The organism is Lysobacter sp. 1R34A, from assembly GCF_051217035.1.
Lineage (GTDB): Bacteria > Pseudomonadota > Gammaproteobacteria > Xanthomonadales > Xanthomonadaceae > Lysobacter.
The window spans coordinates 1-24,651 of the sequence record NZ_JBPKJP010000042.1 but is presented as its reverse complement, the minus strand read 5'-3'; the positions used below and the strand labels follow the sequence as shown (position 1 = coordinate 24,651).

Below are 24,651 nucleotides of genomic sequence, written 5' to 3'. Positions count from 1 at the left end.
GGATCAGCCTTTCATCGTGTCGATTTCAGCGACGTTGATCGTGCGCCGGTTGCGGAACAGCGTGACCAGGATCGCCAGGCCGATGGCGGCCTCGGCGGCGGCGACGGTCAGGATGAAGAACACGAACACCTGACCGGCCGGATCGGCCAGCTGACGCGAGAACGCGACGAAGTTGATGTTGACCGCGAGCAGCATCAGCTCGATCGACATCAGCAACACGATCACGTTCTTGCGGTTGAGGAAAATGCCGGCGACGCTGATGCAGAACAGCACCGCGCCGAGGGCGAGGTAATGGCCCAGGGCGAGACCGGCCCCGAAGAATTCGCTCATGGCTTGGCCTCCTGTGCGGCGGGCTCGGCGGGCGCCGGCACCGCCGGTTTGACCGCGTCCATCTTGATGATGCGGATGCGGTCGCTGGCGCGGACGCGGGCCTGGGCGCTCGGATTCTGGTGCTTGGCGCCCGGGCGGCGGCGCAGGGTCAGCATGACCGCCGCGATCACCGCCACCGTCAGGATCACCGCGGCGACCTCGAACGGCAGCAGGAAGTCGGTGAACAGCGCGTGCGCCAGCCACTTGGTGTTGGACGCGCCGGCGGCGTCCGCGGTCAGCGGCGTGGCCAGGCTGGCCTTGACCCCGATCAGGGTCAGCATTTCGGCCAGCATCACCACCGCGACCAGCAGGCCGAACGGCAGATAGCGGACATAGCCTTCCCGCAGCGGCGCCACGTCGATGTCGAGCATCATGACCACGAACAGGAACAGCACCATCACCGCGCCGACGTAGACCAGGATCAGGGCCACGCCGAGGAACTCGGCGCCGGCGATGATCCACACGCAGGCCACCGAGAAGAAGGTCAGCACCAGGCTGAGCGCGGCGTGGACCGGGTTCTTGACGCTGATCACGGCCGCGGCCGACAGCGTGGCGGCGGTAGCGAAGACGAAGAAGGCGATCTGGGCGAGATCCATATCGTGGGTACTCAGCGGAAGGCGGCGTCGGCAGCGCGGCGCTCGGCGATCTCGGGTTCGAGACGGTCGCCGATGGCCAGCAGCTGCTGCTTGTTGACGATGTTCTGTCCGCGTTGGTCGAAGTGATACTCGTGGATGTGGGTTTCCACGATCGAGTCGACCGGGCAGGACTCTTCGCAGAAACCGCAGAAGATGCACTTGAACAGATCGATGTCGTAGCGCGTGGTGCGGCGGGTGCCGTCGGCGCGCTTCTCCGAGTCGATCGTGATCGCCAGCGCCGGGCACACCGCCTCGCACAGCTTGCAGGCGATGCAGCGCTCTTCGCCGTTGGGATAGCGGCGCAGCGCGTGCACGCCGCGGAAGCGCGGCGATTGCGGGGTCTTCTCCATCGGGTACATCAGCGTGTACTTGGGCTTGAACAGGTACTTGAGCGTCAGCCCAAGGCCCTGCGCGAGCTCGATCAGGAGCAGGCTCTTGAAATAGGAAACGATGCGGTTCATTAGGATGCCTGTGTCACTGTCCCGGCTCGAACACGCCGTAGTACGCCATCACCGCGACCACGCAGATCCAGGCGATGGTCAAGGGAATGAAGACCTTCCAGCCCAGACGCATGATCTGGTCGTAGCGATAGCGCGGGAACGAAGCGCGGAACCAGATGAAGCAGCTGGCGAAGAAGAACACCTTGATCAGCAGCCACCACCAGCCGTCGACCGACAGCAGCGGAATGCCCAGGCCCTGGAACGGGCTCAGCCAGCCGCCGAGGAAGAATAACGAGGTCAGGAAGCTGATCAGGATCATGTTGGCGTATTCGGCCAGGAAGAACAGCGCGAACGCCGACCCCGAATACTCCACCATGTGCCCGGCGACGATTTCCGATTCGCCTTCGACGACGTCGAACGGCGCGCGGTTGGTCTCGGCCACGCCGGAAATGAAATACACCACGAACAGCGGCAGCATCGGCAGCGCGAACCACTCCAGCGCGCCGGCGTTGCCGGACTGCGCCATCACGATCTCGGTGAGGTTGAGGCTGCCGGCGCCGACCATCACGCCGACCATGGCGAAGCCCATGGCGATTTCGTAGGAAACCACCTGGGCCGCGGCGCGCATCGCGCCGAGGAAGGCGTACTTCGAGTTCGAGGCCCAGCCGGCCAGGATGATGCCGTACACGCCGAGCGAGGTCATCGCCAGCAGGTACAGCAGGCCGGCGTTGGCGTTGGACAACACCATCTGGGCGTCGAACGGCACCACCGCCCAGGCCGCGAACGCCGGCGCCAGGGTCAGCAGCGGCGCGAGCTTGTACAGGAAGGACTCGGCCTTGGTCGGCTGGATCACTTCCTTGAACAGCAGCTTGAACACGTCGGCGAAGGCCTGGAGGATGCCCATGCCGACGTACATCGGACCGCGGCGCACGTGCATCCAGCCGATCAGCTTGCGTTCCCAGACCACGTAGAACGCGACGGTTACGATCACCGGCATCGCGATCAGCAGGATCTTGAGCACGATCCAGGCGACCGTGCCGATCATGCCGAACGATTCCAGCCAGGCGTGGAAGGGATCGACCACTTGGGCGATTGCGGTGGCAGTGTTCATCGCGCTCATGCCCTCACCACGTTGACGCGGGCGGCGCCGAGCGGCGCGGTGGCGCCATGCCCGCTTTCGATCCAGACCGTGCCCGGCGCGACCTTGTCGCTGATCGCGACCGGCAGCGTGGCGGTACCGGCGCCGGCGCTGAACTTGCCGACCGCGCCGTCGGAGAACCCGAGCGCGGCGGCGTCGCTGGAGTGCAGCACCGCGCGCGGTTCGAGATTGAGCGGATGCGACTGCAGCGCGGGCGCGCGGCGCACGGTGGCGTCGCTGCGGTAGATCGCGGTCGATACCGCGACCTCCAGGCCCTCGCCCGCCGGCGTCGGCGCGCGGCCGGCGGACGGCGTCACGTCGCGGGTCTGCAGGCCGGCGCGCAGGCCGGCCAGATCGGTGAACTCGAAGCCCTTGGCCGACAGCTCGCCGCCAAGCGCACGCAGCACGCGCCAGCCCGGACGCGCTTCGCCCGGCAGCTTGCCGCCGCAGACCGCACGCTGCTCGAAGCCGTCGAGGTTGGTCAGGGTGGCGTCGACCTCGGGCAGCAGGCCGATCGGCAGGATCACGTCGGCCACGGCCTTGGTCGAACGGCAGGCGTAATGGCTGAAAGCCACCACCTGGGCCGCGCCGAGCGCGCGCAGCGCGCTGGCGGTGTCGGCGAAATCCAGGCCCGGCTCGATGCCGTAGACGATGTAGGCGCCGCGCGCCTCGTCGAGCATGCCGCGCGCGTCGCGGGCGCTCGGCAGCACGCCGTGGCGGGCCAGGCCGACCGCGTTCGCGCCCTGCGGAATCCGGCACAGGCGCGCACCGGTGGCCTCGGCGAAGGCTTTCGCGGCGGCGCGGATGGCGGCGGCGTAAGGGCCGTTCTCGGCCAGCGCGCCGACCACGATCGCCGCATGGGCGGCGTTCTTGGCGACTTCGCGCAGGGCTTCGTCGCCGAGCGCGGCGGCGAGCTGCGACGGCGCCACGATGCGCTTGCCGGCGACATCGAAGGTGAAATCGAAGTCGACCGGATTGACCACGTGCACCTTGGCGCCGCGGGTAAACGCCTTGCGCACGCGCTGATGCACGAGCGGCAGCTCGTGACGCAGGTTGCTGCCGACGATCACGACCACGTCGGCCTTGTCGATCTCGGCGACCGGCATGGCGAAGGTCTCGGCCACGGCGGCGTCGGACAGGTCGTGCTGGGAGATGCGGTGATCGAGGTTGCCGGTGCCCAGGGCCTCGGCCAGGCGAGCCAGCAGCGCGCCCTCTTCGTTCGAGGTCGCCGGGTGCGCGAGCACGCCGAGGTTGTCGCCGCCGTTGTCGCGCAGGATCTGCGCGGCGCGGGCGAGCGCCTCGTCCCACGAGGCTTCGCGCCATTCGCCGCCGTCCTTGACGAGCGGACGCTGGGCGCGGTCTTCCGCGTACAGGCCCTGGTGCGAATAGCGGTCGCGGTCCGACAGCCAGCACTCGTTGACCGCTTCGTTGTCGCGCGGCACGGTGCGCAGCACGTCGCCGCGGCGCACGTGCAGGAACAGGTTGCTGCCGAGCGCATCGTGGTAGCCGAGCGACTCGCGCGCGGTCAGTTCCCACGGACGCGCCTTGAACTGGAACACCTTGTTGGTCAGCGCGCCGACCGGGCACACGTCGATGACGTTGCCCGACAGCTCGGTGGTCAACGGCTTGCCGTCGTAGGTGCCGATCTGCAGGTTCTCGCCGCGGTACATGCCGCCGAGTTCGTAGGTACCGGCGATCTCGGCGGTGAAGCGCACGCAGCGCGTGCACTGGATGCAGCGGGTCATCTCGGTCGCGACCAGCGGGCCGATGTCTTCGTCGGGCACCACGCGCTTGCGCTCGGAGAAGCGGCTGACCGAGCGGCCGTAGCCCATCGACAGGTCCTGCAGTTCGCACTCGCCGCCCTGATCGCAGATCGGGCAGTCGAGCGGATGGTTGACCAGCAGGAACTCCATCACGTTGCGCTGCGACTTCAGCGCCTTCTCGCTGCGGGTGACGACCTTCATGCCGTCCATCACCGGAGTGGCGCAGGCCGGCGCCGGCTTCGGCATCTTCTCGACCTCGACCAGGCACATGCGGCAGTTCGCCGCGATCGCCAGCTTGTCGTGGTAGCAGAAACGCGGGATCGCGATGCCGGCCTTGTCGGCGGCCTGGATGATCATCGAACCCTTCGGCGCGGCCATCTCGACCCCGTCGATGAAGACGGTGACGTGGTCCGGCGGCAGGTTCGGGTTGACGGGCTGGGCGCTCATGCTGGCTCTCCCGGGACTCGGGACTCGGGGCTCGGGACTCGAAAAAGCAAGAACTGCGACACTCGGACGCCCGGGTTCGGCTTCACGCCGAGTCCCCGGTCCCGAGCCCCGAGTCGCGCTGGCGACACCTGACTCATGCCGCCATCTCCACGTTGCCGGCGGCCTGATCGTCGACCAGGAAACGCTTGTTCACGATCGCGTACTCGAACTCGCTCCAGAAGTGGTGCAGGAAGCCCTGCACCGGCCACGCGGCGGCTTCGCCGAACGCGCAGATGGTGTGCCCTTCGATCTGGCCCGCGGCGGCGCGCAGCATCTGCAGATCGTCCAGGGTCGCCTGCTTCTCGACGATGCGGGTCAGCATGCGGTACATCCAGCCGGTGCCTTCGCGGCACGGCGTGCACTGGCCGCAGCTTTCCTTGAAATAGAACCGGGCGATGCGCTGGCAGGCGCGGACCATGCAGGCGGTCTCGTCCATCACGATCACCGCGCCCGAGCCGAGGCCGGAACCGGCCTTCTGCAGCGAGTCGTAGTCCATCGTGCAGGCCATCATCGTCTCGGCCGGCAGCACCTTCATCGAGGAACCGCCGGGGATCACCGCCTTGAGCTTGCGGCCGCCGCGCACGCCGCCGGCGAGCTCGAGCAGGTCGGCGAACGAAGTGCCCAGGCGGATCTCGTAATTGCCCGGCTTGTTGACGTGGCCGGACACCGAGAAGATCTTCGGGCCGCCGTTGTTGGGCTTGCCGAGGTTGAGGAACCACTCCGCGCCGTTGCGCAGGATCGCCGGCACCGAGGCGTAGGTCTCGGTGTTGTTGATCGTGGTCGGCTTGCCGTACAGGCCGAAATTGGCCGGGAACGGCGGCTTGTAGCGCGGCTGGCCCTTCTTGCCTTCCAGCGATTCCATCAGCGCGGTTTCTTCGCCGCAGATGTAGGCGCCGGCGCCGAGCGCGCCGTAGATGTCGATGTCCACGCCGCTGCCGAGCACGTTCTTGCCCAGCCAACCGTGCTCGTAGGCTTCCTTCAGCGCCTGCTCGAAATGCTCGAACGGTTCGTGATGGAATTCGCCGCGCAGGTAGTTGTAGGCGACCGTCGAACCGGTCGCGTAGCAGGCGATCGCCATGCCCTCGACCACCGCATGCGGGTTGAAGCGCAGGATGTCGCGGTCCTTGGCGGTGCCGGGCTCGGATTCGTCCGAGTTGCACAGGATGTACTTCTGGGTGCCGCTGCCCTTGGGCATGAAGCTCCACTTCAGGCCGGTCGGGAAGCCGGCGCCGCCGCGGCCGCGCAGCCCCGAAGCCTTGACCATGTCGACGATCTGCGCCGGGTCGGTCTTCTCGCTGAGGATCTTGCGCAGCGCGCTGTAGCCGCCGGTCTTGAGATAGTTCTCGTACGACCAGGGTGTTTCGTAGTGCAGCGTCGTGTAGACGACCTGGTGCTCCTGCGGAGCCGGGCCGACCGGGCCGTAGCCCTTGGAATAATCGTGGTGACCGTGATGCGCCATCGGGGCCGACCTCACTTCAAACCGTCGAGCAGCGCGTCGACCTGGGTCGCGTCGAGCTTCTCGTGGTAATGACCATTGACGACGACCACCGGCGCGCCGCAGCACGCGGCCAGGCATTCTTCCTCGCGCTTGAGGAAGACGCGGCCGTCGGCGGTGGATTCGCCGAGCTTGCAGCCGAGCTTCTTCTCGGCGTGCCGGACCAGGTCCTCGGCGCCGTTGAGCCAGCAGCTGATGTTGGTGCAGAAGGCGACGTTGTTGCGGCCGACTTTCTCGGTCTCGAACATCGAATAGAAGCTGGCGACCTCGTAGGCCCACACCGGCGGCAGGCCCAGATACTTGGCGACCGCGGCGATCAGCTCGTCGCTGAGCCAGCCGCCGTTCTGCTCCTGCGCCGCGTGCAGGCCCTGCAGCACCGCCGAGCGCTTACGATCCGGCGGAAACTTGCTCAGCCAGTGGTCGATGTGCGCGCGCGTCTCGTCCGATAGCGCGAGCATCGGATCGACGTGCTGAGTGGCTTCGAAATTGCCTGTCGCTTTCATTGTTGAGCCCCCGGGACTCGGGATTCGGGACTCGGGACTCGCAAGGCCCGGCCGTCCGATTTCCGAAGATCGCGGAAAAAAAATAAAGAGAGTGCTACAGCACCGAGCGCAGAGCCGGCTTCTACGAGTCCCGAGTCCCGAGTCCCGAGCCCCCGCTTCATCGGTCGATCTCGCCGAACACGATGTCGTAGGTGCCGATCATCGCCACCACGTCGGCGAGCATATGGCCCTTGACGACTTCGTCCATCGACGAAAGGTGAGCGAAGCCCGGCGCGCGCAGCTTGACCCGGAACGGCTTGTTGGCGCCGTCGGAGACCAGATAGCAGCCGAACTCGCCCTTGGGCGCTTCGACCGCGGCGTAGGTCTCGCCCGCCGGCACGCAATAGCCTTCGGAGAACAGCTTGAAGTGATGGATCAGGGCTTCCATGTCGTCCTTCATCTCCTCGCGCTTGGGCGGGGCGACCTTGAAGTTGTCGACGATCACGGGGCCGGGATTGGCGCGCAGCCACTTCACACACTGCTTGATGATGCGGGTGGACTCGCGCATTTCCGCCACGCGCACCAGGTAACGGTCGTAGCAGTCGCCGTTGACGCCGACCGGGATGTCGAAATCGACCTCGGCGTACTTGGCGTAGGGCTGCTTCTTGCGCAGGTCCCAGGCGATGCCGGAGCCGCGGATCATCGGACCGGTCATGCCCCAGGCCAGGGCCTGCTCGGGCGAGATCACGCCCACGCCGACGGTGCGCTGCTTCCAGATGCGGTTGTCGGTCAGCAGCGTCTCGTACTCGTCGACGCGCTTGGGGAAATCGTCGGTGAACGCATCCAGGTAGTCGAGCATCGAGCCTTCGCGCCACTCGTTGAAGCGCTTGAGGCTGCCGCCCTTCTTCCACGGCGATTCCTTGTACTTCGGCATCCGCTCGGGCAGGTCGCGATAGACGCCGCCGGGACGGTAGTAGGCCGCGTGCATGCGCGCGCCGCTGACCGCCTCGTAGCAGTCCATGAGCTCTTCGCGCTCGCGGAAGGCGTACAGGAACACCGCCATCGCGCCCAGGTCGAGCGCGTTGGAACCGACCCACATGAGGTGGTTCAGGATGCGGGTAATTTCGTCGAACATGGTGCGGATGTACTGCGCGCGCTCCGGCGCCTCGATCCCCATCAGGGTTTCGATCGCGCGCACGTAGGCGTGCTCGTTGCACATCATCGACACGTAGTCCAGGCGATCCATGTAGCCGATCGACTGGTTGAACGGCTTGGACTCGGCCAGCTTCTCGGTGCCGCGATGCAGCAGGCCGATATGCGGGTCTGCGCGCTGCACGACTTCGCCGTCCATTTCCAGGATCAGGCGCAGCACGCCGTGCGCGGCCGGATGCTGGGGGCCGAAGTTGAGCGTGTAGTTGCGGATCTCGGCGTTGTTGAGGCCCGAGGTGCCGCTGTTGACGAACGGCATCGTGGTGGCGGGACTGGACATCACTTCACCTCGCCGCGCTGGGCGGCTTCGCCGACGGCGGTCTGGTAGCGCGCATCGTCGCGGATCACCCGCGGCACGCCGACGCGCGGCTCGATCGACACCGGCTCGTAGACCACGCGCTTCTTGTCGGCGTCGTAACGCACTTCGACATTGCCGATCAGCGGGAAATCCTTGCGGAACGGATAGCCGACGAAACCGTAGTCGGTCAGGATCCGGCGCAGGTCCGGATGGCCTTCGAAGATGATGCCGAACAGGTCGAAGGCTTCGCGCTCGAACCAGTTGGTGCCCGGCCAGACAGAGGTCAGCGAGGCCACCACCGGCAGGTCGTCGTTCTGAGCGTAGGTCTTCAGGCGCAGACGATGGTTGTGCTGGTACGACAGCAAGTGAGCGACCGCGGCGAAACGGCGCTCCGGCGTCGAGGCGTCGCCGTTGGGCGACTCGCCCCAACGGAAACGGCCGGCGCTCTTGCCTTCGACACCGCGCGAGAAACCTTCCGAGGACACGTCGGTGTCCCACTCGTCGCTGCCGTAGCTGAGATAGTCGACGCCGCTGACGTCGACGCATTGCTCGAAACCGAACTCGTCGCGCAGGGCGCGCGCCGCGGCCAGCCAGGCGGCCGGGGCCACTTCGAGGGTCAGTTCGCCGCGCGGTTCGGCCACGACGACCAGAGCGTCGGCGAAGCGTTCGCGCAGACGCTCGGCAAGGGTCGCGGCGCTCATTCGCGGACGCCCTGCTTGTGCTCGCCGAAGTTGGTGCCGCGGCGGATCTTGCGCTGCAATTGCAGGATGCCGTAGACCAGCGCTTCGGCGGTCGGCGGGCAGCCGGGCACGTAGACGTCGACCGGCACCACGCGGTCGCAGCCGCGCACGACCGCATAGGAATAGTGGTAGTAGCCGCCGCCGTTCGCGCAGCTGCCCATCGAGATCACCCACTTCGGGTCGGGCATCTGGTCGTAGACCTTGCGCAACGCCGGGGCCATCTTGTTGACCAGGGTGCCGGCGACGATCATCACGTCGGACTGGCGCGGCGACGGGCGGAACACCACACCGTACCGGTCCAGGTCCAGGCGCGAGGCGCCGGCGTGCATCATCTCGACCGCGCAGCAGGCCAGGCCGAAGGTCATCGGCCACATCGAGCCGGTGCGCGCCCAGTTCCACAAAGTGTCCAGATTGGTGGTCACGAACCCCTGCTGCAGCAGCGGATTCTCGCCTTCCGGACGCAGGATGTCGTCGAGGCGGCCTTCCGGGATCGGGTTGTGCATCAAGCCCGAAACCTTGTCGCCAACGGTTTGGATCACTCCCATTCGAGCGCTCCCTTCTTCCAGACGTAAACGAAGCCGAGCAGGAGCATGCTGGCGAAAATGCCCATCTCGATCAGGCCGATCGGTCCGAGGTCTCGGAACACCGTGGCCCAAGGCACGATGAAGATGATTTCCAGGTCGAAGATGATGAACTGGATGGCGATCAGGTAGTAGCGCACGTCGAACTGCATGCGCGCGTCTTCGAAGGCCTCGAAGCCGCATTCGTACGGAGACAGTTTCTCCGCAGTCGGGCGCTTGGGCCCGAGCGTATTGCCTACTACCAACAGGGCGACGCCAATGACGCTGGCGACGATCAGGAACAACAGAGTCGGCAGGTATTCGGCCAGCACGCGGTGTTCTCTCGGCTACTTGTTCGGCTACATGGGCGCGTTTCCGCGACCTTGGCTTGGCGCCCGGGCGCCCAGTCGTTGGGACGGCGGGTCGCGGCCCGCCGTGCGTGCCGCACCTGCGTACCGTGGTGCGAGTTGCGAATTGCTTGGAGCTAGGAGTGTGAAGCTAGGTTTGGAATGGTGCCCAAAGGGGGACTCGAACCCCCACGACCTAAGTCGCTACCACCTCAAGGTAGTGCGTCTACCAATTCCGCCATCTGGGCACTGTATCCAACCAAGCCATCCTGGCTTCGGCTTCGTAAGGGTCTTGCGAAGCCGCTCGGTCATCGCTGACCGGCCCCACCATCCCGGCGGGGCGCTGGAACTCTATTTTAACCTGTTTATCTCAGCCGCCAGTAGTCGGCTGCTTTGCCGGGGCTGCCTGCTCGGCCGGAACCTGCGCCGGCGTCGCGGCCGGAGCCGCGGGCACCTGGGTCGCCGGAGCGGGTGCCGCCGCCGGAGCGGACTGGCCTGCCGGCGCCTGCGGCACGCTGGTGGCCGGAGCCGCCGGAGTAGCGGAGGCCGGAGCGGCGGTCGCCGACGGGGCCGGAGCCGTCGCCTGCGGAACGCTGCCCATCAGGCCGACGCTGGGCTTGTCCGGAGTGGCCGAGGTGCGACTCGCCTGCCAGGCCATGAACAGGCTGATCACGAAGAACGCGATCGCCAGCCACTTGGTGGCCTTGGACAGGAAGTTCGACGAACCGCGGGCACCGAACACGGTCGCCGAGGCACCGCCGCCGAAGCCCGAGCCCGCCTGCGCACCCGCGCCGCGCTGCATCAGGATCAGCGCGATCATGGCGATCGCGATCAACACATAGATGACGTTGAGGAACAACAGCATCGTTAAGGATTCTTCGATTCGGACTGCTTGTTACGACCGCGCCGGGCCCGCCAGGTTCGTCGGGCCCGCTCGATCAGGGTGCCGCCGCAAGCGCGATGGCGTTGAAGTCCGCTGCGACCAGTGAGGCGCCGCCGACCAGGCCGCCATCGACGTCCGGCTGGGAAAACAGCGCGGCGGCGTTGTCGGCTTTCACGCTTCCGCCGTAAAGGATCGGTAGCGAGCCAGCGATTGTAGCATCGTGTGAAGCGATTTCGCTACGAATGAATGCGTGGACTTCCTGGGCCTGCTCGGGCGTTGCGGTCTTGCCGGTGCCGATGGCCCAGACCGGTTCGTAGGCCACGATCGCGCCGTCCAGGGCGGCCACGCCCAGCAGTTCGAAGATCGGGGCCAACTGTTCCTGCAGGCGCCACTGGGTCTTGCCGTCCTCGCGCTCGGACAGGGTCTCGCCGACGCACAGCACCGGCACCAGGCCCGCGGCCTTGGCGGCGGCGAACTTGCGCGCGACCAGTTCGCTGGTTTCGGCGTGGTACTGGCGGCGCTCGGAGTGGCCGACCAGGCCGTAGCCGGCGCCGACGTCCTTGAGCATCGCGGCCGAGACTTCGCCGGTGTAGGCGCCCTTCTCGTTGCTGCTCACGTCCTGGGCGCCGAAGCTCAGGCCGCGCTCGCCGTAGTGTTCGATCAGCTCGCCCAGGTAGGGCAGCGGCGGTAGGATCAGGCGCTCGACTCCGGCCGGCGGCGTCTGCGCTGCGACTTCGTCGAGCAGGGCGAAAGCGAACTCGCGGCTGCCGTGCAGCTTCCAGTTTCCGGCGACGATCCTGCGGCGCATGGCGACTCCTTTGATGCTGAGGCGCGCAGTTTACATTGGCGCAGCGAGGAACGAGGGATGAGACGTGAGGAGTGAGCCAAAGCAGCTCTCGGACTCGTTTCCAGCGCCTGCGCCCCCACCTGACGGCTCACCTGTCCTCGCTCACTCCTGCCTCATCGCCTGCATGAACCCCACGCCCTCCCCCACCCTACGCAGCTTCCCGCCGGTCGAGGCGCCCGACGCCAGGGTACTGGTGCTCGGCAGCATGCCCGGGGTCGCCTCGCTGACCGCCGGGCGCTACTACGCGCATCCGCAGAACCGGTTCTGGCCGATCATGGGCAGCCTGGTCGGCGCGGCGCCGGAGCTCGATTACCCGCGCAGGCTCGACATCCTTCGCGCGGCCGGAATCGCGTTGTGGGACGTGTTCGCCGAATGCGAGCGCGAGGGCAGCCTGGATTCGGCGATCCGCGACGACACTGCGGTCGCCAACGATTTCGCCGGTTTCCTGGCCCGCCATCCACAGGTGCGCACGGTGCTGTTCAACGGCGCCAAGGCCGAGCATGCCTTCCGCCGCTTCGTGCTCGGCCCGCTCGCCCGCCCCGACCTGATCCTGCGCCGGCTGCCCTCGACCAGCCCGGCCAACGCTTCGCAGCGCAACGAGGCCAAGTGGACGGCCTGGCGCGAGGCGCTGCGCGACGCCGGCGTCGCGGTCCGCGACTGAGGCCCGGGCGGCCGGCCCGGCCGATCGGCGCCTGCGCCAGCCGATCCGGCCACGAAAACCGCAACGGCGGCATCGCCGGCCGCACGGCCGCTGCACCGGAGCCGCGGTCCGGGTGATTCACGTCTGCAACATTCGCGACGCCGCCCCGGACCGGGGCGGAGCGCCGAAACCCGCGCCGCCACTGGCTTTCAGCCGCATGAACCCGGGCCGTCCGCGCCCCGCTCCGGTTCCGCCTGACGGTGTTTTTCGGCCGGGCCCCTGTCCTGCGCTGCAGGGCAGCGCCGTTTGTTGGGGAGAACCGCCCGACAGGCGCCCACCACCCTCGATCGATCGCTTGCGGCCCCTGCGGGCGCCGCGGGTAGCGGAGCCTTTCGTCCGCGCCAACAGGAAGTCGCTGCGCCGTCGTCGCGATCGACACCGCAGCGCCGAAACGCCGTTCGCGCCGCCCGGGTCGGAGCGCGAGCGGTCGCACAGGGACCGACCCGTTCATCCCTCAGGGAAGCGCTACCACAAGGAGTTCCACCATGAAGATCCATCGCCATCGCTCCACCCTGCAGCTCGCCGCCTTCAGTGCGCTCGTGCTGCTCTCGTCCACCGCCTCGGCCGTCGCCGGCGAGCGCGTGATCCGCACCGCGCAGGGCGACATCGCCGCGATCGATGCACCGAAGTCGCAGCAGCTCAATGCCAAGAACGCTCACGCCCATCCGTTCGCGACCGAACGCCAGCGCGCGGCGGCCCAGCCGATGGTCTGGATCGACCGCGGCGGCGACGCGGCGCCGCAGGCCGCCGAGCTGACCGACAAACTCGTGCGTGCCGCCGGCAGCGCCCCGGGCGGCAGCGCCCCGGCCTTCGGCAACTACCTGGCGCGCAGCCATTTCCGCGCCAGCTGGGACAAGCTCGAAGCGCTGGACAAGCGCCAGGGCGCCGCGCCGGACGCCACCATCTCCTCGGAGAAGGACGGCGCCCACTATCCGTACACGCGCTTCCTCGGCAATTACTACACCACCCAGTGGCAGGCCTCGCCGTGGAACAAGATCGGCAAGCTGTATTTCACCAAGCCCAATGGCAGCACCTCGTACTGCACCGCCAACGTGGCGAGCGGCAATTCGGTGCTGGTGACCGCCGCGCATTGCGTGTACTCGTTCGGCCAGGGCTGGAACTCGAACTTCCTGTTCGTGCCGGCCGAGCGCTACGGCGTGGCGCCGTACGGCAAGTTCGGCTGGAGCGCCGCGCGCGTGCCGACCAACTGGATCAGCTCGGGCACCCGCCGCTGGGACGTGGCGGTGATCAAGCTGACCGGCGAGCAGACCAGCGGCCTGCCGGTGACCAGCTACGTCGGTTGGCTCGGCCGCGCCTGGAACCAGCCTTACTCGCTGTACACCTACTCGCACGGCTACGCGAGCAACCTGAGCACGCAGTACACCAATATCTGCGCCGGTCAGACCTACGACTCGCCGACCGAAGGCACCAACGTCCTGGTCCAGGGCTGCGACATGACCTACGGCGCCAGCGGCGGCGGCTGGCTGATCAACTACACGCCGAATTCGAGCAGCGGCAACCACGTCAACAGCGTGGTCAGCGGCCCGCACATCGGCGCCTTCGGCACCGCCTGGGTCGGCGCGCGCTTCAACGACGACAACATCGTGCCGCTGTGCACGGCGATCGGGTGCTGACTCTTTCGGGACTCGGGACTCGGGACTCGGGACTCGGGATTCGGGATTCGGGATTCGGGATTCGGGGCCCGGGGCCCGGGGCTTGAATTTCCGCTGTAGGAATTCGGAGAGGGAACTCCGGCCCCAACGCGTTTAAAGAAAAGCCCGCCGATTGGCGGGCTTTTCCGTTCAGGGCGATACGGGGATCGAATGCTTCGTCATTTCCGCGAAGCCGGGCGCCACCTTCTCGGCGTAGCCGAACATCCGGAGACTTCAGAGCGATGTCGCGATGGAGCCCTGGATCCCCGCCTTCGCGGGGATGACGAGCAACAGCCGAAGCACGACGACCTCACCCGACATTGCGCCCCCCGCTTCACGAGTCCCCGGTTCCCAATCCCGAACATCAAGTCCCGACCATCGAGCCCCGAGTCCCGAGTCCCCAGTCCCGAACACCGAGTCCCGAACATCGACTCCCGAGCCGGAACCCCCGGGCGCCTACTTGAGCTTGATCTCCCGCAGCCGCTCTTCGAGGTAGCCCTGGGCGGTGATCGGCTCGGGGTAGCGGCTGGGGTTGTCCGGAGTGATCGTCGAGGGCAGCACGTCGATCAGGAAATCCGGGTTGGGGTGCAGGAAGAACGGCGTGGAGTAGCGCGGCTGGCGCGCCTTCTCGCCCGGCGGATTGACCACGCGGTGGGTGGTCGAGGGGTATACGTGGTTGGTCAGGCGCTGCAGCATGTCGCCGATGTTGACCACGATGGTGTCGGCATCGGCGGTGAACGGCACCCACTCGCCCTTGCGCGACTTCACTTCCAGGCCGGCCGAGCTCGCGCCGACCAGCAGGGTGATCAGGTTGATGTCCTCGTGGGCGCCGGCGCGCACGTTGGGGATGTCGTCGGTGGTGATCGGCGGATAGTGGATCGGGCGCAGGATCGAATTGCCCGAATCGGTCTTGTCGGCGAAATACTGCTCGGGCAGGCCGATATGCAGGGCCAGCGCGCTGAGCACGCGCGAACCGAGGCGGTCGAGCGACTGGTACAGGCCATAGGCCTGTTCGCGGAAATCGGGGATCTCCTCCGGCCACAGGTTCGGCGGCATCTCGGCGGCGTACTTGGAGTCGCGCGGGATCTCGCGGCCGACGTGCCAGAACTCCTTGAGGTCGAAATGCTTGGAATCCTTGGCGGTCTCCACGCCGAACGGGGTGTAGCCGCGTGCGCCGCCGCCGCCGGCGACGTGATACTTGCGCTTGACCTCTTCGGGCAGGGCGAAAAAGCGCTTGAACACGTCGTAGGAGCGGTCGATCTGCTGGTCCGAGATGTCGTGACCGCGAATGCCGGCGAAGCCCCATTCGCGATAGGCCGCACCGAGCTCGGCGACGAAGGCGTCGCGGTCGGTGTCGAAGCGGCGGATGTCCAGGGTGGGAATCTGACTCACGTTGACGTTCCTGTTGATGTTTCTTCCGGGCAGACCGCTATCTTCGCTCAAAGCCGGCGGTTGCGTGCAAGGCGGCCTGCGCAGCGGGCCGGCCCTATCGGCACTGTCCCCCGCGCAATGGCCCGCCCATGGCGCCTGCCCCGCACCGGGCGGCCCCTATGCCCCGTGGGCCGCCCGCAGGGACAGCCCGCCGGGATGAACGCCATCCCGCGCGGCGCCCCCTCCCTCCGGCGGTTCTCCGCGGCTGTGTTACACGATAAAGTCGCGCCCCGACCCGGCGCTGTTGACCGGCAGCGCCACCGCCCGCCCGAGAACGCGCCTTAGATGGATGACCTAGCCGCCCGCCCAGCCTTCACGGTGCGTCGCGCCCTGGCCTGGCTGACCGGGTTCACCCTGACCAATGCGGCGGCGGCGATCGCGATCGCCGGGTTCAACATCCCCTTCGGCCACCTGGCCCAACACTGGAAGGCCGCGTTCTTCCTGACCGTGGCCCTGCCCGGGCATTTCCTGTTCTTCGGCGCCCTGCTCGGCGTGGTGCCGCTGCTGCTGGGCTGGATCGGCCGGCGCCTGCGCTGGATGACGGTCGCCGCGGTGCTGCTGCAATCGGCCTGGCTGTGCCTGCTGGTCGCCGACGCCAAGGTTTTCGCCCTGTACCGCTTCCATCTCAACGCCATGGTCGCGAACATGGTGTTCGGCGGCGCGATGCAGGACCAGGTGGTGTTTTCCGGCACGGTGTGGGGGCTGATCGCGCTCGCGATCGGCTCGGTGCTGGCGCTGGAGATCCTCGCCGCCTGGCTGTGGTGGCGCGTACTGGAACGCCGGCCCGGCATGCTCGGCATCGTCAAGGCCTGGTGGATCGCGGCCGCGGTGATGCTGGTCGGCCAGGGCATGGTCGCCTACTACGACGCCCGCGGCGACCGCACGGTGATGTCGCAACTGCCCTACATCCCGTGGGCGCAGCCGATCACCCTGAAGGACGCCCTGCACCGCTTCGGCGTCGGCGACGACGAGTCCGCGCGCCTGCCGAGCGAGGGCGAAGGCCTGCTGGCCTACCCGCGCCGGCCGCTGCAGTGCGAGGCCCAGCCCAAGCTCAACGTGGTGGTGATCCTGCTCGAATCGCTGCGCTACGACGTGCTCACCCCCGAGGTGATGCCGAACACCTGGCGCTACGCGCAGCAGTCGCTGAATTTCCAGGATCACTACAGCGCCGGCAACGCCACCCGCTTCGGGGTGTTCGGCCTGCTCTACGGCCTGCCCGGCGGCTACTGGCACAAGATGCTCGCCGAACAGCGCGGCTCGGCCCTGATCGGCCAGATGAAGCGCGACGGCTACGGCATGCACATCTACGGCAGCGCGCCGTTGTACAACCCGGAGTTCGACCGCACCGCGTTCTCGGAAGTGCGCGAGCACATCGTCAACGGCCCGCGAGAGCGCAAGAGCGCCGAACGCGACCAGGCGATCCTGGAACGGCTGCAGGCCGACATCGCCGCGACCGCGGCCGGCCGGCGCTTCTTCGGCTTCGTGTTCCTGGATTCGCCGCACCAGCCCTATTACATGCCCAAGGGCTATGCCTCGCCGTTCCAGCCGATGGCGAAAGAGATCAACGTGTTCGAATTCGGGCCGGACCACGACCCGACTCCGGAATTCAATCGCTACCGCACCTCGGTGCGCTACAGCGACGAGCTGATCGGCCGTTTCCTCGCCCGGCTCCAGGCCGGCCCCTTCGCCGACAACACGGTGGTGGTGATCACCGGCGACCACGGCGAGGAATTCAACGACCTCAAGCAGAACTACTGGGGCCACAACGGCAATTTCTCCGACTATCAATTGCGCACGCCGTTCGTGCTGCATTGGCCGGGCAAGGCGCCGCAGAAGATCGCCCACACCACCTCGCACGAAGACCTGGTGCCGACCCTGATGCGGCATGCGCTCGGCTGCCGCAACGACAGCGCCGACTACAGCACCGGTCGCGACCTGTTCGGCCCGGGGCAGCCCTCGCGCCCGCTGCTCGTGGAGAGTTGGTCGCAGCGCGGCATCCGCCAGGGCGACCGGATCTATCTGTTCGACAACTACGGCGCCGCCACCGTGGTCGACCGCCAGTACCGCCCCCTGCCCGACGCCAAGGTCGACCCGGCGGCGGTCAGCCAGTCCTGGGAAATGCTGACGCGGTTTCAACAGCGTTGAGGGACGCGCGGCAGGCCATGTCTCCCTAGTAGGAGCGGCGTGAGCCGCGACCGCGGGGCAGCCGATGGCTGCGCAAAGCCGGACAGATCACGGTCGCGACTTGCGTCGCTCCTACCCCAAAGCCGCGTGCTCTTGGGTAGGAGCGGCGCGAGCCGCGACCACGGGGTCGCCAATGGCCGCGCAAAGCCGGATAGATCACGGTCGCGACTTGGGTCGCTTCTACCCCAAAGCCGCGGGCTCTTGGATAGGAGCGGCGCGAGCCGCGACCATGGGGTCGCCGATGGCCGCGCAAAGCCGGATAGATCACGGTCGCGACTTACGTCGCTCTACATGAGCTTAAGCAGGCCAAAAAAATCGCACCGGTGCCTGGGCACGGGTGCGATCGTTGTCGCGCTCGCAACGTTAGACGGCGGCGCGTACGGCGTCGGCCAAGGTGTCTAGCGTCGTCTGCATGAGGGTGGCTTCGTCGGCCTCGACGGTCACCCGCACCACCGGCTCGGTGCCGGAGGGGCGCAGGAAGGCGCGTCCACGGCCGGCCACGGCGGCTTCGGCCTGGGCCAGGGCCTGTTGCACCGACGCCGCTTCGGTCGGCTTGTTGCTGCCTTCGTAGCGGACGTTGATGGTCTTCTGCGGCACGCGGTTCAGGCCTTCGAGTGCGGTGCGCAGGCTCAGGCCGCGACGGCCCAGCACTTCGAGCACCTGCAGCGCGCTGACGATGCCGTCGCCGGTGCTGGTGCGGTCCAGGCACAGCAGGTGGCCGGAGGCTTCGCCGCCGAGCACGCCGCCGTGGGCGATCAATTGCTGGTGCACGTAACGGTCGCCGACCTTGGCGCGCAGGAACGGGATGCCGCGCTGTTCGAAGGCGCGTTCCAGGCCATAGTTGGTCATCAGGGTGCCGACCACCGGGCCCTGCAGGCGGCCGCTGTCCTGCCAGTCGGTGGCGAGCACGTACAGCAGGTCGTCGCCGTCGCAGATGCGGCCTTCGCCGTCGACGAACAGCACGCGGTCGCCGTCGCCGTCGAAGGCGATGCCGAGGTCGGCGCCGGTCGCGCGTACGCGCTCGACCAGGGTTTGCGGGTGGGTCGAGCCCACGCCGTCGTTGATGTTGAGGCCGTTCGGCTCGATCCCGATCGCATCGACCCGGGCGCCGAGCTCGCTCAGCACCAGCGGGCCGCTCTGGTAGGTCGCGCCGTTGGCGCAATCCATGGCGATGCGCATGCCGCTGAGGTCGAAACCGCGCGGCACCGAGTTCTTGCAGGCTTCCAGGTAACGGCCGATGGCGTCGCGCGTGCGCACGGCCTTGCCGAGGCGTTCGGATTCGACGGTCTGGAACGGTTCCTCGAGCGCGGCTTCGATCGCCAGTTCGGTCTCGTCGTCGAGCTTCTCGCCTTCGGCCGAGAAGAACTTGATGCCGTTGTCGTAGTGCGGGTTGTGCGAGGCCGAGATGACGATGCCGCCATCGGCGCGCAGCGAACGGGTCAGGTGGGCGACCGCCGGAGTCGGCATCGGGCCCATCAGCTGCACGTCGACGCCGGCGGCGACCAGGCCGGCTTCGAGCGCGGCCTCGAACATGTAGTTGGAGATGCGGGTGTCCTTGCCGATGATGACCATCGGGTTGCGCCAGCCGCGCCGGATCAGCGCATGGCCGTAGGCGTTGCCCAGGCGCAGGACGAAATCGGCCGAGATGGGGCCCTCGCCGACCCGGCCGCGGATGCCGTCGGTGCCGAAATACTTACGTGCCATACAGTTCAACCTCCAGGTAGCGCGACGCGTCGCACCTGGACGCGCGCGCTGGATGTGATCGGGAAAGGAACGAAGACATCGCCGACGACCGGCGCCCCCAGGCCATCCAGCCCGCCGTCGTGTGCAGATTCGTCGGAACGGTGTCGACCGTCCCGCGATGACCGAGCGGTCGCACCGCTGCGATCAAGCCGCTGCCTCGGCGTCGTCTTCGGGTTGAGATTGTTTCATCATCATCGCCAAAAGATGGGCGAGACGATCACGCATTTCGCGACGGTCGCAAATCTGGTCGACCGCGCCGTGCTCGACCAGGAACTCGCTGCGCTGGAAACCTTCGGGCAGTTTTTCGCGCACGGTCTGTTCGATCACGCGCGGACCGGCGAAGCCGATCAGCGCTTCGGGCTCGGCCATGTTGATGTCGCCGAGCATCGCGAACGAGGCCGACACGCCGCCGGTGGTCGGATGGGTCATCACCGAGATGTACGGCAGGCCGGCCGCGCGCAGGCGGCCGAGCGCGGCCGAGGTCTTGGCCATCTGCATCAGCGAGAACAGGCTTTCCTGCATGCGCGCGCCGCCGCTGGCGGAGAAGCACACGAACGGGCTGCCGATCTCGAGCGCGGATTCGGCGCCAAGGGCGAAGCGCTCGCCGACCACCGAACCCATCGAGCCGCCCATGAAGGCAAAGTCGAACGAACACGCCACCAGCGGCCGCTGCTTGAGCGTGCCGCGCATGGTGATCAGCGCATCGCGTTCGCCGGTGGCTTTCTGCGCGGCCTTGATGCGCTCGGAGTACTTTTTCTGGTCCTTGAACTTGAGCACGTCGGTCGGGCCCAGCTCGGCGCCGATTTCGACCGTGCTGCCGGCGTCGAACAGCGCGTTCAGGCGCGCGCGGGCGCGGATCGGCATGTGGAAACTGCACTTCGGGCAGACCTCGAGGTTTTCCTCGAGCTCGGGGCGGTACAGCACCGCGCCGCAGCGCTCGCACTTTTCCCACAGCCCCTCGGGCACGCTGCGCCGTTTCGCCGCGCCGGATTCGGTGCGGATGCCGGACGGCATGAGTTTCTTGAGCCACGACATACGATGGAACCTTCTGTTCAGGCAGCTAAATAAAGGACCGGAGCGACGAGGGTGAGACCACCGCCGCCGCCAGCCTAGCGGGTCAGTTTAACGCAGCGAACCATACGGTCCGAGGCTCAGCCGTCCAGGGCCTGTCGCAGCGGCGTCAGGAAGCCCCGCGCGGCCCCGGCCGCGGCCTGCGCGTCGGCGGCCTCGGCGAGCTCGGCCACCAGCGCGCTGCCGACCACCACGCCGTCGGCCTCGCGGGCCATGGCGGCGGCGCTGGCGGCGTCCTTGATGCCGAAACCGGCCACCACCGGCACCCGGCTGCGGGCGCGGATGGTGTGCAGGCGATCGTTGGCGGCGCCGGTGTCGAGGCGGTCGGCGCCGGTCACGCCGGCGAAGCTGACGTAGTACAGGTAACCCTGGGCGTCGTCGCAGAGCAGCGCCAGGCGCGCGTCGGTGGTGGTCGGCGAGGCCAGCAGGATCAGGGCCAGGCCGGTCTCGTTGAAGGCCGCGCGCAGGTCCCCGGCCTCTTCCGGCGGCAGGTCGACCAGCAGCACCCCGTCGACGCCGGCCGCGACCGCGTCGCGGGCGAAGCGCGCGTTGCCGCGGATCTCGATCGGGTTCAGATAGCCCATCAACACCACCGGGGTGTCGGCGTCGCGGCCGCGGAACTCGCGCACCGCTTCGAGCACCCAGCTCAGGCCGGCGCCGCGCGCGATCGCGCGCTCGGAGCTGCGCTGGATGGTCGGGCCGTCGGCCATCGGATCGGAGAACGGCACCCCGAGCTCCAGCACGTCGGCGCCGGCCTCGACCAGCGCGTGCATCACCGGCACCGTCGCCTCCAGCGAGGGATCGCCGGCGGTGACGAACGGGATCAGCGCCTTGCGTCCGGCGGCCTGCAGTTGTTGGAACTTGGCGTCGATGCGATTCATAGGGACAGGAGTGAGAAGTGAGGAATGAGAAGTGAGCGGTTCAAAAGCGCGGGGGGTGATTCGAGGCGATGGCAATGCACTGGCCTTTCGCTCATTCCTTACTCCTCTACACTCACTCCTCGCTTCAAAAATGCAGCCCCTCGCGCCCGGCGATCGTATGCACGTCCTTGTCGCCGCGGCCGGACAGGTTGCACAGCACGACCTGGTCCTTCGGCATCGAGCGCGCGAGCTTGATCGCCTGTGCGATCGCATGGCTGGATTCCAGCGCGGCCAGGATGCCTTCGGTGCGTGCCAGAGTGCGGAAGGCGTCGAGCGCTTCGTCGTCGGTCACGCCGACGTATTCGGCGCGGCCGGCATCCTTGAGGAAGGCGTGTTCGGGGCCGACGCCGGGGTAGTCGAGGCCGGCGGACACCGAATGGGTCTCGATGATCTGGCCGTCGTCGTCGCACAACACGTAGGTGCGGTTGCCGTGCAGCACGCCGGGACGCCCGGCCGCGAGCGAGGCGGCATGACGGCCGGTGTCGATGCCGTCGCCGGCCGCTTCGGCGCCGACGATGCGCACCGAGGGGTCGTTGAGGAAGGCATGGAACAGGCCGATCGCATTGCTGCCTCCGCCGACGCAGGCGGTGATCGCATCGGGCAGACGGCCGTATTCGGCCATCATCTGCGCCCTCGCCTCGCGCCCGACCACCGCGTTGAAGTCGCGGACCATGCGCGGGTACGGATCGGGCCCGGCCACGGTGCCGATGATGTAGAAGGTGTCGCGCACGTTGGTGACCCAGTCGCGCATCGCTTCGTTGAGCGCGTCCTTGAGGGTCTGCGAGCCGCTGGTCACCGGCACCACGGTCGCGCCGAGCAGCTTCATGCGGTAGACGTTGATCTTCTGCCGCTCGATGTCGGTCGCGCCCATGTAGACCACGCATTCCAGGCCCAGGCGCGCGGCCACGGTGGCGCTGGCGACGCCGTGCTGGCCGGCGCCGGTCTCGGCGATGATGCGGGTCTTGCCCATGCGGCTGGCCAACAGGGCCTGGCCGATGGTGTTGTTGATCTTGTGCGCGCCGGTGTGGTTCAGGTCTTCGCGCTTGAGCAGGATCTGCGCGCCGCCGACTTCGTCGCTGAGGCGCTGCGCGTGGTAGATCGGGCTCGGTCGGCCGACGTAATGGGCCAGGTCGCGCTCGAATTCGGCGATGAAGGCCGGATCGATGCGGGCCGCGTCGTAGGCCGCGGCCAGCTCTTCGAGCGGCGCGATCAGGGTCTCGGCGACGAAGCGGCCGCCGAAGCGGCCGAAGTGACCGGAGGCGTCCGGATAGGCGTGGAAATCGATGGGGTCTGCGGACATCGGCTCGGGCGCGTTCTGCATCGGGGCGGACATCGCCGCGGGGGCGACGGGAACGGGTGAGTTTAGGGCATCGAGGCGATCACCGTACGCACGAGGTGATCGCAGAATGGCGGCGCGGGCCGCAAGCACCGGCCCGCGGCCTTGCGTGGGGCCTCAGCCGGCGTGGCAGTCGGCGCGGCGCACTTCTTCGACGAAGTGGCGCATCTTGTCGCCGTCCTTGAGCCCGGGCGCGCTTTCGATGCCGCTGGACACGTCCACGCCCCAGGGCAAGGTCGCCTGGATCGCCTCGAACACGTTGTCCGGGGTGATGCCGCCGGCGAGCACGAACGGCTTCTGCACGCCGACCGGAATCCGGGTCCAGTCGAAGGTCTTGCCGCTGCCGCCGCTGCCGCCGCGGGCATGGCTGTCGAACAGGAAGCCGGCTGCGCCCGGGTAACGCACGTGCAGGGCCGAAGGATGCTGGTCGGCCAGTTCGCCCCCCATCGCGATCGCTTTCAGATACGGCACGCCGAAGGCGCGGCAGAACGCATCGTCTTCGTTGCCGTGGAATTGCAGCAGGCTCGGCCGGACCTGGCGCACCACTTCGCGCACCTCGTCGACCGGGTTGTCCATGAACAAGGCGACCGCGTCGACCAGGGGCGCCAGGGCCTGGCGCATGGCGCGCGCCTCCTCGGCGGCGACGCGGCGGATGCTCCCGGCGGCGAACACGAAGCCGATGGCGTCGGCGCCGAGCTCGCAGGCCAGGCGGACATCGCCCGGACGGGTGAAGCCGCAGAACTTGATGCGGGTGCGGAACAGGGTGCGGGGCGTTGGCTGGCTCAAAACGTAACCTCGGCAGGGAGCTGGCAGTCGGCGGGATAACGCGGGCCGACGAACACCAGCCCCGAAGACGGCGCGGTCGGGCCGGCGACGGTACGGTCGCGTCCGGCCAGCAGGTCCCCGATCCATGCCTCGGGTTGTTCGCCCCGGCCCACGAGCAACAAGCTTCCGACAATATTGCGCACCATATGGTGAAGAAAGGCGTTGGCCTGGACTTCCATCTCGACCACCTCGCCGTCGCGGCGCACGCCGATGTACTGCAGGTCGCGGCGGGCATGCGGGGCCTGGCAATGCACGGTGCGGAACGCCGAGAAGTCGTTCTCGCCCAGCAGGGCCTGCGCGGCGCGGTGCATGGCCCCGGCATCGAGCGGGCGGCGCTCCCAGGTCAGGTACTGGCGCTCCAGGGCCGGCCGCACCGGGCGGTTGAGGATCCGGTAGCGGTAGCGGCGCGCCCGGGCCGAGAAACGGGCGTGGAAATCCGCCGCGACCGGCACGCACCAGCGCACGCACACCGACGGCGGCAGCCGCGAGGTGGTGCCGAGGACCCAGCCGCGCAGGTCGCGCCGGGCGCTGCTGTCGAAGTGGACGACCTGGCAGGAGGCGTGGACGCCGGCGTCGGTGCGCCCGGCGCAGGTCACCTCGACTCGACCGCCGGCGACGAACGACAGCGCCTCCTCGAGCGTGCTCTGCACCGTGGCCTCGCCGCGCAGGTCCGGCTCGCCCGGGCGCACCAGGCGCTGCCAGCCGGAGAATTCGCCGCCATCGTATTCCACGCCCAGGGCGTAACGGCGCAGCGGCGCCGCCATTGCGGAAGGAGCCGCCTCGGTGGAGGACGCAGCCAGAGTCTCGAAAACTTCGGTCATGCCTGATTCGGCCGCGCGCTGGCGCGGCTCAACTCAACTCTGGGATTCGAGTTCGCGCAGCAGGCGCGCGGCCTGCTGGCGGGCCGCGTGGTCGCCGTTGATCAGCACCTCGCCGAGCAACTGGCGGGCGCTGCTTTCGTCGCCGAGGTCGAGGTAGGCCCGGGCCAGCTCGATGCGCTCCTGGCCCGGCGCAGTCGCCGGCTGGGCGTCGGCGCCGGGCGGATCGAACACCGGCGCCGGGACGGAGGCCTGCACCGGCGGAGGCGCCGGCTCGGC

24 protein-coding genes and 1 tRNA gene are annotated in these 24,651 nt (G+C 67.9%); 3 read left to right on the top strand and 22 right to left on the bottom strand.

Annotated features, from left to right (window positions below; genetic code table 11):
* Window positions 1-3: 3 nt before the first annotated feature.
* The 14 genes from nuoK to tpiA all read right to left on the bottom strand — a co-directional run bounded on the left by nuoK (window position 4) and on the right by tpiA (window position 11,653).
* Window positions 4-330 (bottom strand): NADH-quinone oxidoreductase subunit NuoK, encoded by a 327-nt coding sequence (gene nuoK / locus ACSAMQ_RS11580; protein WP_057918244.1) that lies wholly within the window; start codon window positions 328-330, stop codon window positions 4-6.
* Window positions 327-965 (bottom strand): NADH-quinone oxidoreductase subunit J, encoded by a 639-nt coding sequence (locus ACSAMQ_RS11575; RefSeq protein ID WP_435395780.1) that lies wholly within the window; start codon window positions 963-965, stop codon window positions 327-329. The genes nuoK and ACSAMQ_RS11575 overlap by 4 nt, the downstream gene beginning before the upstream one ends.
* Before the next feature lie 11 nt (window positions 966-976).
* Window positions 977-1,465, bottom strand: coding sequence for an NADH-quinone oxidoreductase subunit NuoI (gene nuoI, locus ACSAMQ_RS11570; RefSeq protein ID WP_435395779.1), 489 nt, complete (start codon window positions 1,463-1,465; stop codon window positions 977-979).
* Window positions 1,466-1,478: 13 nt separating this feature from the next.
* Entirely contained in the window at window positions 1,479-2,555 is a 1,077-nt protein-coding gene (gene nuoH, locus ACSAMQ_RS11565) for an NADH-quinone oxidoreductase subunit NuoH (RefSeq protein ID WP_435395778.1), read from the bottom strand.
* A 5-nt stretch (window positions 2,556-2,560) separates the two neighbouring features.
* Window positions 2,561-4,792 carry an NADH-quinone oxidoreductase subunit NuoG gene (gene nuoG / locus ACSAMQ_RS11560; RefSeq protein ID WP_435395777.1) on the bottom strand — a complete coding sequence of 744 codons (2,232 nt, stop codon included), beginning with the start codon at window positions 4,790-4,792 and terminating at the stop codon, window positions 2,561-2,563.
* 133 nt (window positions 4,793-4,925) lie between these two features.
* Window positions 4,926-6,290: an NADH-quinone oxidoreductase subunit NuoF gene (nuoF, locus tag ACSAMQ_RS11555; protein WP_435395776.1), complete on the bottom strand. Its 1,365-nt coding sequence runs from the start codon at window positions 6,288-6,290 to the stop codon at window positions 4,926-4,928.
* A gap of 11 nt (window positions 6,291-6,301) precedes the next feature.
* Complete coding sequence (gene nuoE, locus ACSAMQ_RS11550) at window positions 6,302-6,829, bottom strand: NADH-quinone oxidoreductase subunit NuoE (protein ID WP_435395775.1); 528 nt, start codon at window positions 6,827-6,829, stop codon at window positions 6,302-6,304.
* Between the two features lie 157 nt (window positions 6,830-6,986).
* Window positions 6,987-8,276 (bottom strand): NADH-quinone oxidoreductase subunit D, encoded by a 1,290-nt coding sequence (locus ACSAMQ_RS11545; protein ID WP_435395787.1) that lies wholly within the window; start codon window positions 8,274-8,276, stop codon window positions 6,987-6,989.
* A 20-nt stretch (window positions 8,277-8,296) separates the two neighbouring features.
* Complete coding sequence (locus tag ACSAMQ_RS11540; protein ID WP_435395774.1) at window positions 8,297-9,016, bottom strand: NADH-quinone oxidoreductase subunit C; 720 nt, start codon at window positions 9,014-9,016, stop codon at window positions 8,297-8,299.
* Window positions 9,013-9,600, bottom strand: a complete 588-nt coding sequence (locus tag ACSAMQ_RS11535; protein WP_435395773.1) for a NuoB/complex I 20 kDa subunit family protein — start codon at window positions 9,598-9,600, stop codon at window positions 9,013-9,015. The genes ACSAMQ_RS11540 and ACSAMQ_RS11535 overlap by 4 nt, the downstream gene beginning before the upstream one ends.
* A complete protein-coding gene (locus tag ACSAMQ_RS11530; protein ID WP_031370881.1) occupies window positions 9,591-9,947 on the bottom strand; it encodes an NADH-quinone oxidoreductase subunit A in 357 nt (118 codons plus the stop codon). The genes ACSAMQ_RS11535 and ACSAMQ_RS11530 overlap by 10 nt, the downstream gene beginning before the upstream one ends.
* A gap of 178 nt (window positions 9,948-10,125) precedes the next feature.
* Window positions 10,126-10,210: transfer RNA gene (locus ACSAMQ_RS11525), tRNA-Leu, on the bottom strand.
* Window positions 10,211-10,332: 122 nt separating this feature from the next.
* Complete coding sequence (gene secG / locus ACSAMQ_RS11520) at window positions 10,333-10,827, bottom strand: preprotein translocase subunit SecG (RefSeq protein WP_435395772.1); 495 nt, start codon at window positions 10,825-10,827, stop codon at window positions 10,333-10,335.
* 73 nt (window positions 10,828-10,900) lie between these two features.
* Window positions 10,901-11,653, bottom strand: coding sequence for a triose-phosphate isomerase (gene tpiA / locus ACSAMQ_RS11515; protein WP_435395771.1), 753 nt, complete (start codon window positions 11,651-11,653; stop codon window positions 10,901-10,903).
* Window positions 11,654-11,816: 163 nt separating this feature from the next.
* Here tpiA and ACSAMQ_RS11510 point away from each other — a divergent pair, with 163 nt between their 5' ends.
* Both ACSAMQ_RS11510 and ACSAMQ_RS11505 read left to right on the top strand, forming a co-directional pair.
* A complete protein-coding gene (locus ACSAMQ_RS11510; RefSeq protein WP_435395770.1) occupies window positions 11,817-12,353 on the top strand; it encodes a DNA-deoxyinosine glycosylase in 537 nt (178 codons plus the stop codon).
* A gap of 524 nt (window positions 12,354-12,877) precedes the next feature.
* On the top strand, window positions 12,878-14,026 hold the full coding sequence (locus ACSAMQ_RS11505; RefSeq protein WP_435395769.1) for a trypsin-like serine peptidase: 1,149 nt from the start codon (window positions 12,878-12,880) through the stop codon (window positions 14,024-14,026).
* A 474-nt stretch (window positions 14,027-14,500) separates the two neighbouring features.
* Here ACSAMQ_RS11505 and ACSAMQ_RS11500 read toward each other — a convergent pair whose 3' ends face one another.
* On the bottom strand, window positions 14,501-15,436 hold the full coding sequence (locus ACSAMQ_RS11500; protein ID WP_031370886.1) for an isopenicillin N synthase family dioxygenase: 936 nt from the start codon (window positions 15,434-15,436) through the stop codon (window positions 14,501-14,503).
* 324 nt (window positions 15,437-15,760) lie between these two features.
* On the opposite strand from ACSAMQ_RS11500, the gene ACSAMQ_RS11495 reads away from it, so the two are divergent.
* Entirely contained in the window at window positions 15,761-17,620 is a 1,860-nt protein-coding gene (locus tag ACSAMQ_RS11495; RefSeq protein ID WP_435395768.1) for a DUF3413 domain-containing protein, read from the top strand.
* 402 nt (window positions 17,621-18,022) lie between these two features.
* On the opposite strand, the gene glmM is transcribed toward ACSAMQ_RS11495, so the two are convergent.
* The 7 genes from glmM to ACSAMQ_RS11460 all read right to left on the bottom strand — a co-directional run.
* The gene (glmM, locus tag ACSAMQ_RS11490) at window positions 18,023-19,363 is read right to left on the bottom strand and encodes a phosphoglucosamine mutase (protein ID WP_435395767.1); all 1,341 of its coding nucleotides are present in this window, start codon (window positions 19,361-19,363) and stop codon (window positions 18,023-18,025) included.
* Window positions 19,364-19,546: 183 nt separating this feature from the next.
* Window positions 19,547-20,437 carry an acetyl-CoA carboxylase, carboxyltransferase subunit beta gene (gene accD / locus ACSAMQ_RS11485; RefSeq protein ID WP_435395766.1) on the bottom strand — a complete coding sequence of 297 codons (891 nt, stop codon included), beginning with the start codon at window positions 20,435-20,437 and terminating at the stop codon, window positions 19,547-19,549.
* A 116-nt stretch (window positions 20,438-20,553) separates the two neighbouring features.
* Window positions 20,554-21,354 carry a tryptophan synthase subunit alpha gene (gene trpA / locus ACSAMQ_RS11480; RefSeq protein WP_435395765.1) on the bottom strand — a complete coding sequence of 267 codons (801 nt, stop codon included), beginning with the start codon at window positions 21,352-21,354 and terminating at the stop codon, window positions 20,554-20,556.
* Window positions 21,355-21,478: 124 nt separating this feature from the next.
* Window positions 21,479-22,693, bottom strand: a complete 1,215-nt coding sequence (gene trpB / locus ACSAMQ_RS11475; protein ID WP_435395764.1) for a tryptophan synthase subunit beta — start codon at window positions 22,691-22,693, stop codon at window positions 21,479-21,481.
* 153 nt (window positions 22,694-22,846) lie between these two features.
* Window positions 22,847-23,515, bottom strand: coding sequence for a phosphoribosylanthranilate isomerase (locus ACSAMQ_RS11470; RefSeq protein ID WP_435395763.1), 669 nt, complete (start codon window positions 23,513-23,515; stop codon window positions 22,847-22,849).
* Window positions 23,512-24,318: a tRNA pseudouridine(38-40) synthase TruA gene (gene truA, locus ACSAMQ_RS11465; protein ID WP_435395786.1), complete on the bottom strand. Its 807-nt coding sequence runs from the start codon at window positions 24,316-24,318 to the stop codon at window positions 23,512-23,514. Before truA ends, ACSAMQ_RS11470 begins: the two co-directional genes overlap by 4 nt.
* A 90-nt stretch (window positions 24,319-24,408) precedes the next feature.
* On the bottom strand, window positions 24,409-24,651 hold a 243-nt coding region (locus ACSAMQ_RS11460; protein ID WP_435395762.1), incomplete at its 5' end, for a FimV/HubP family polar landmark protein.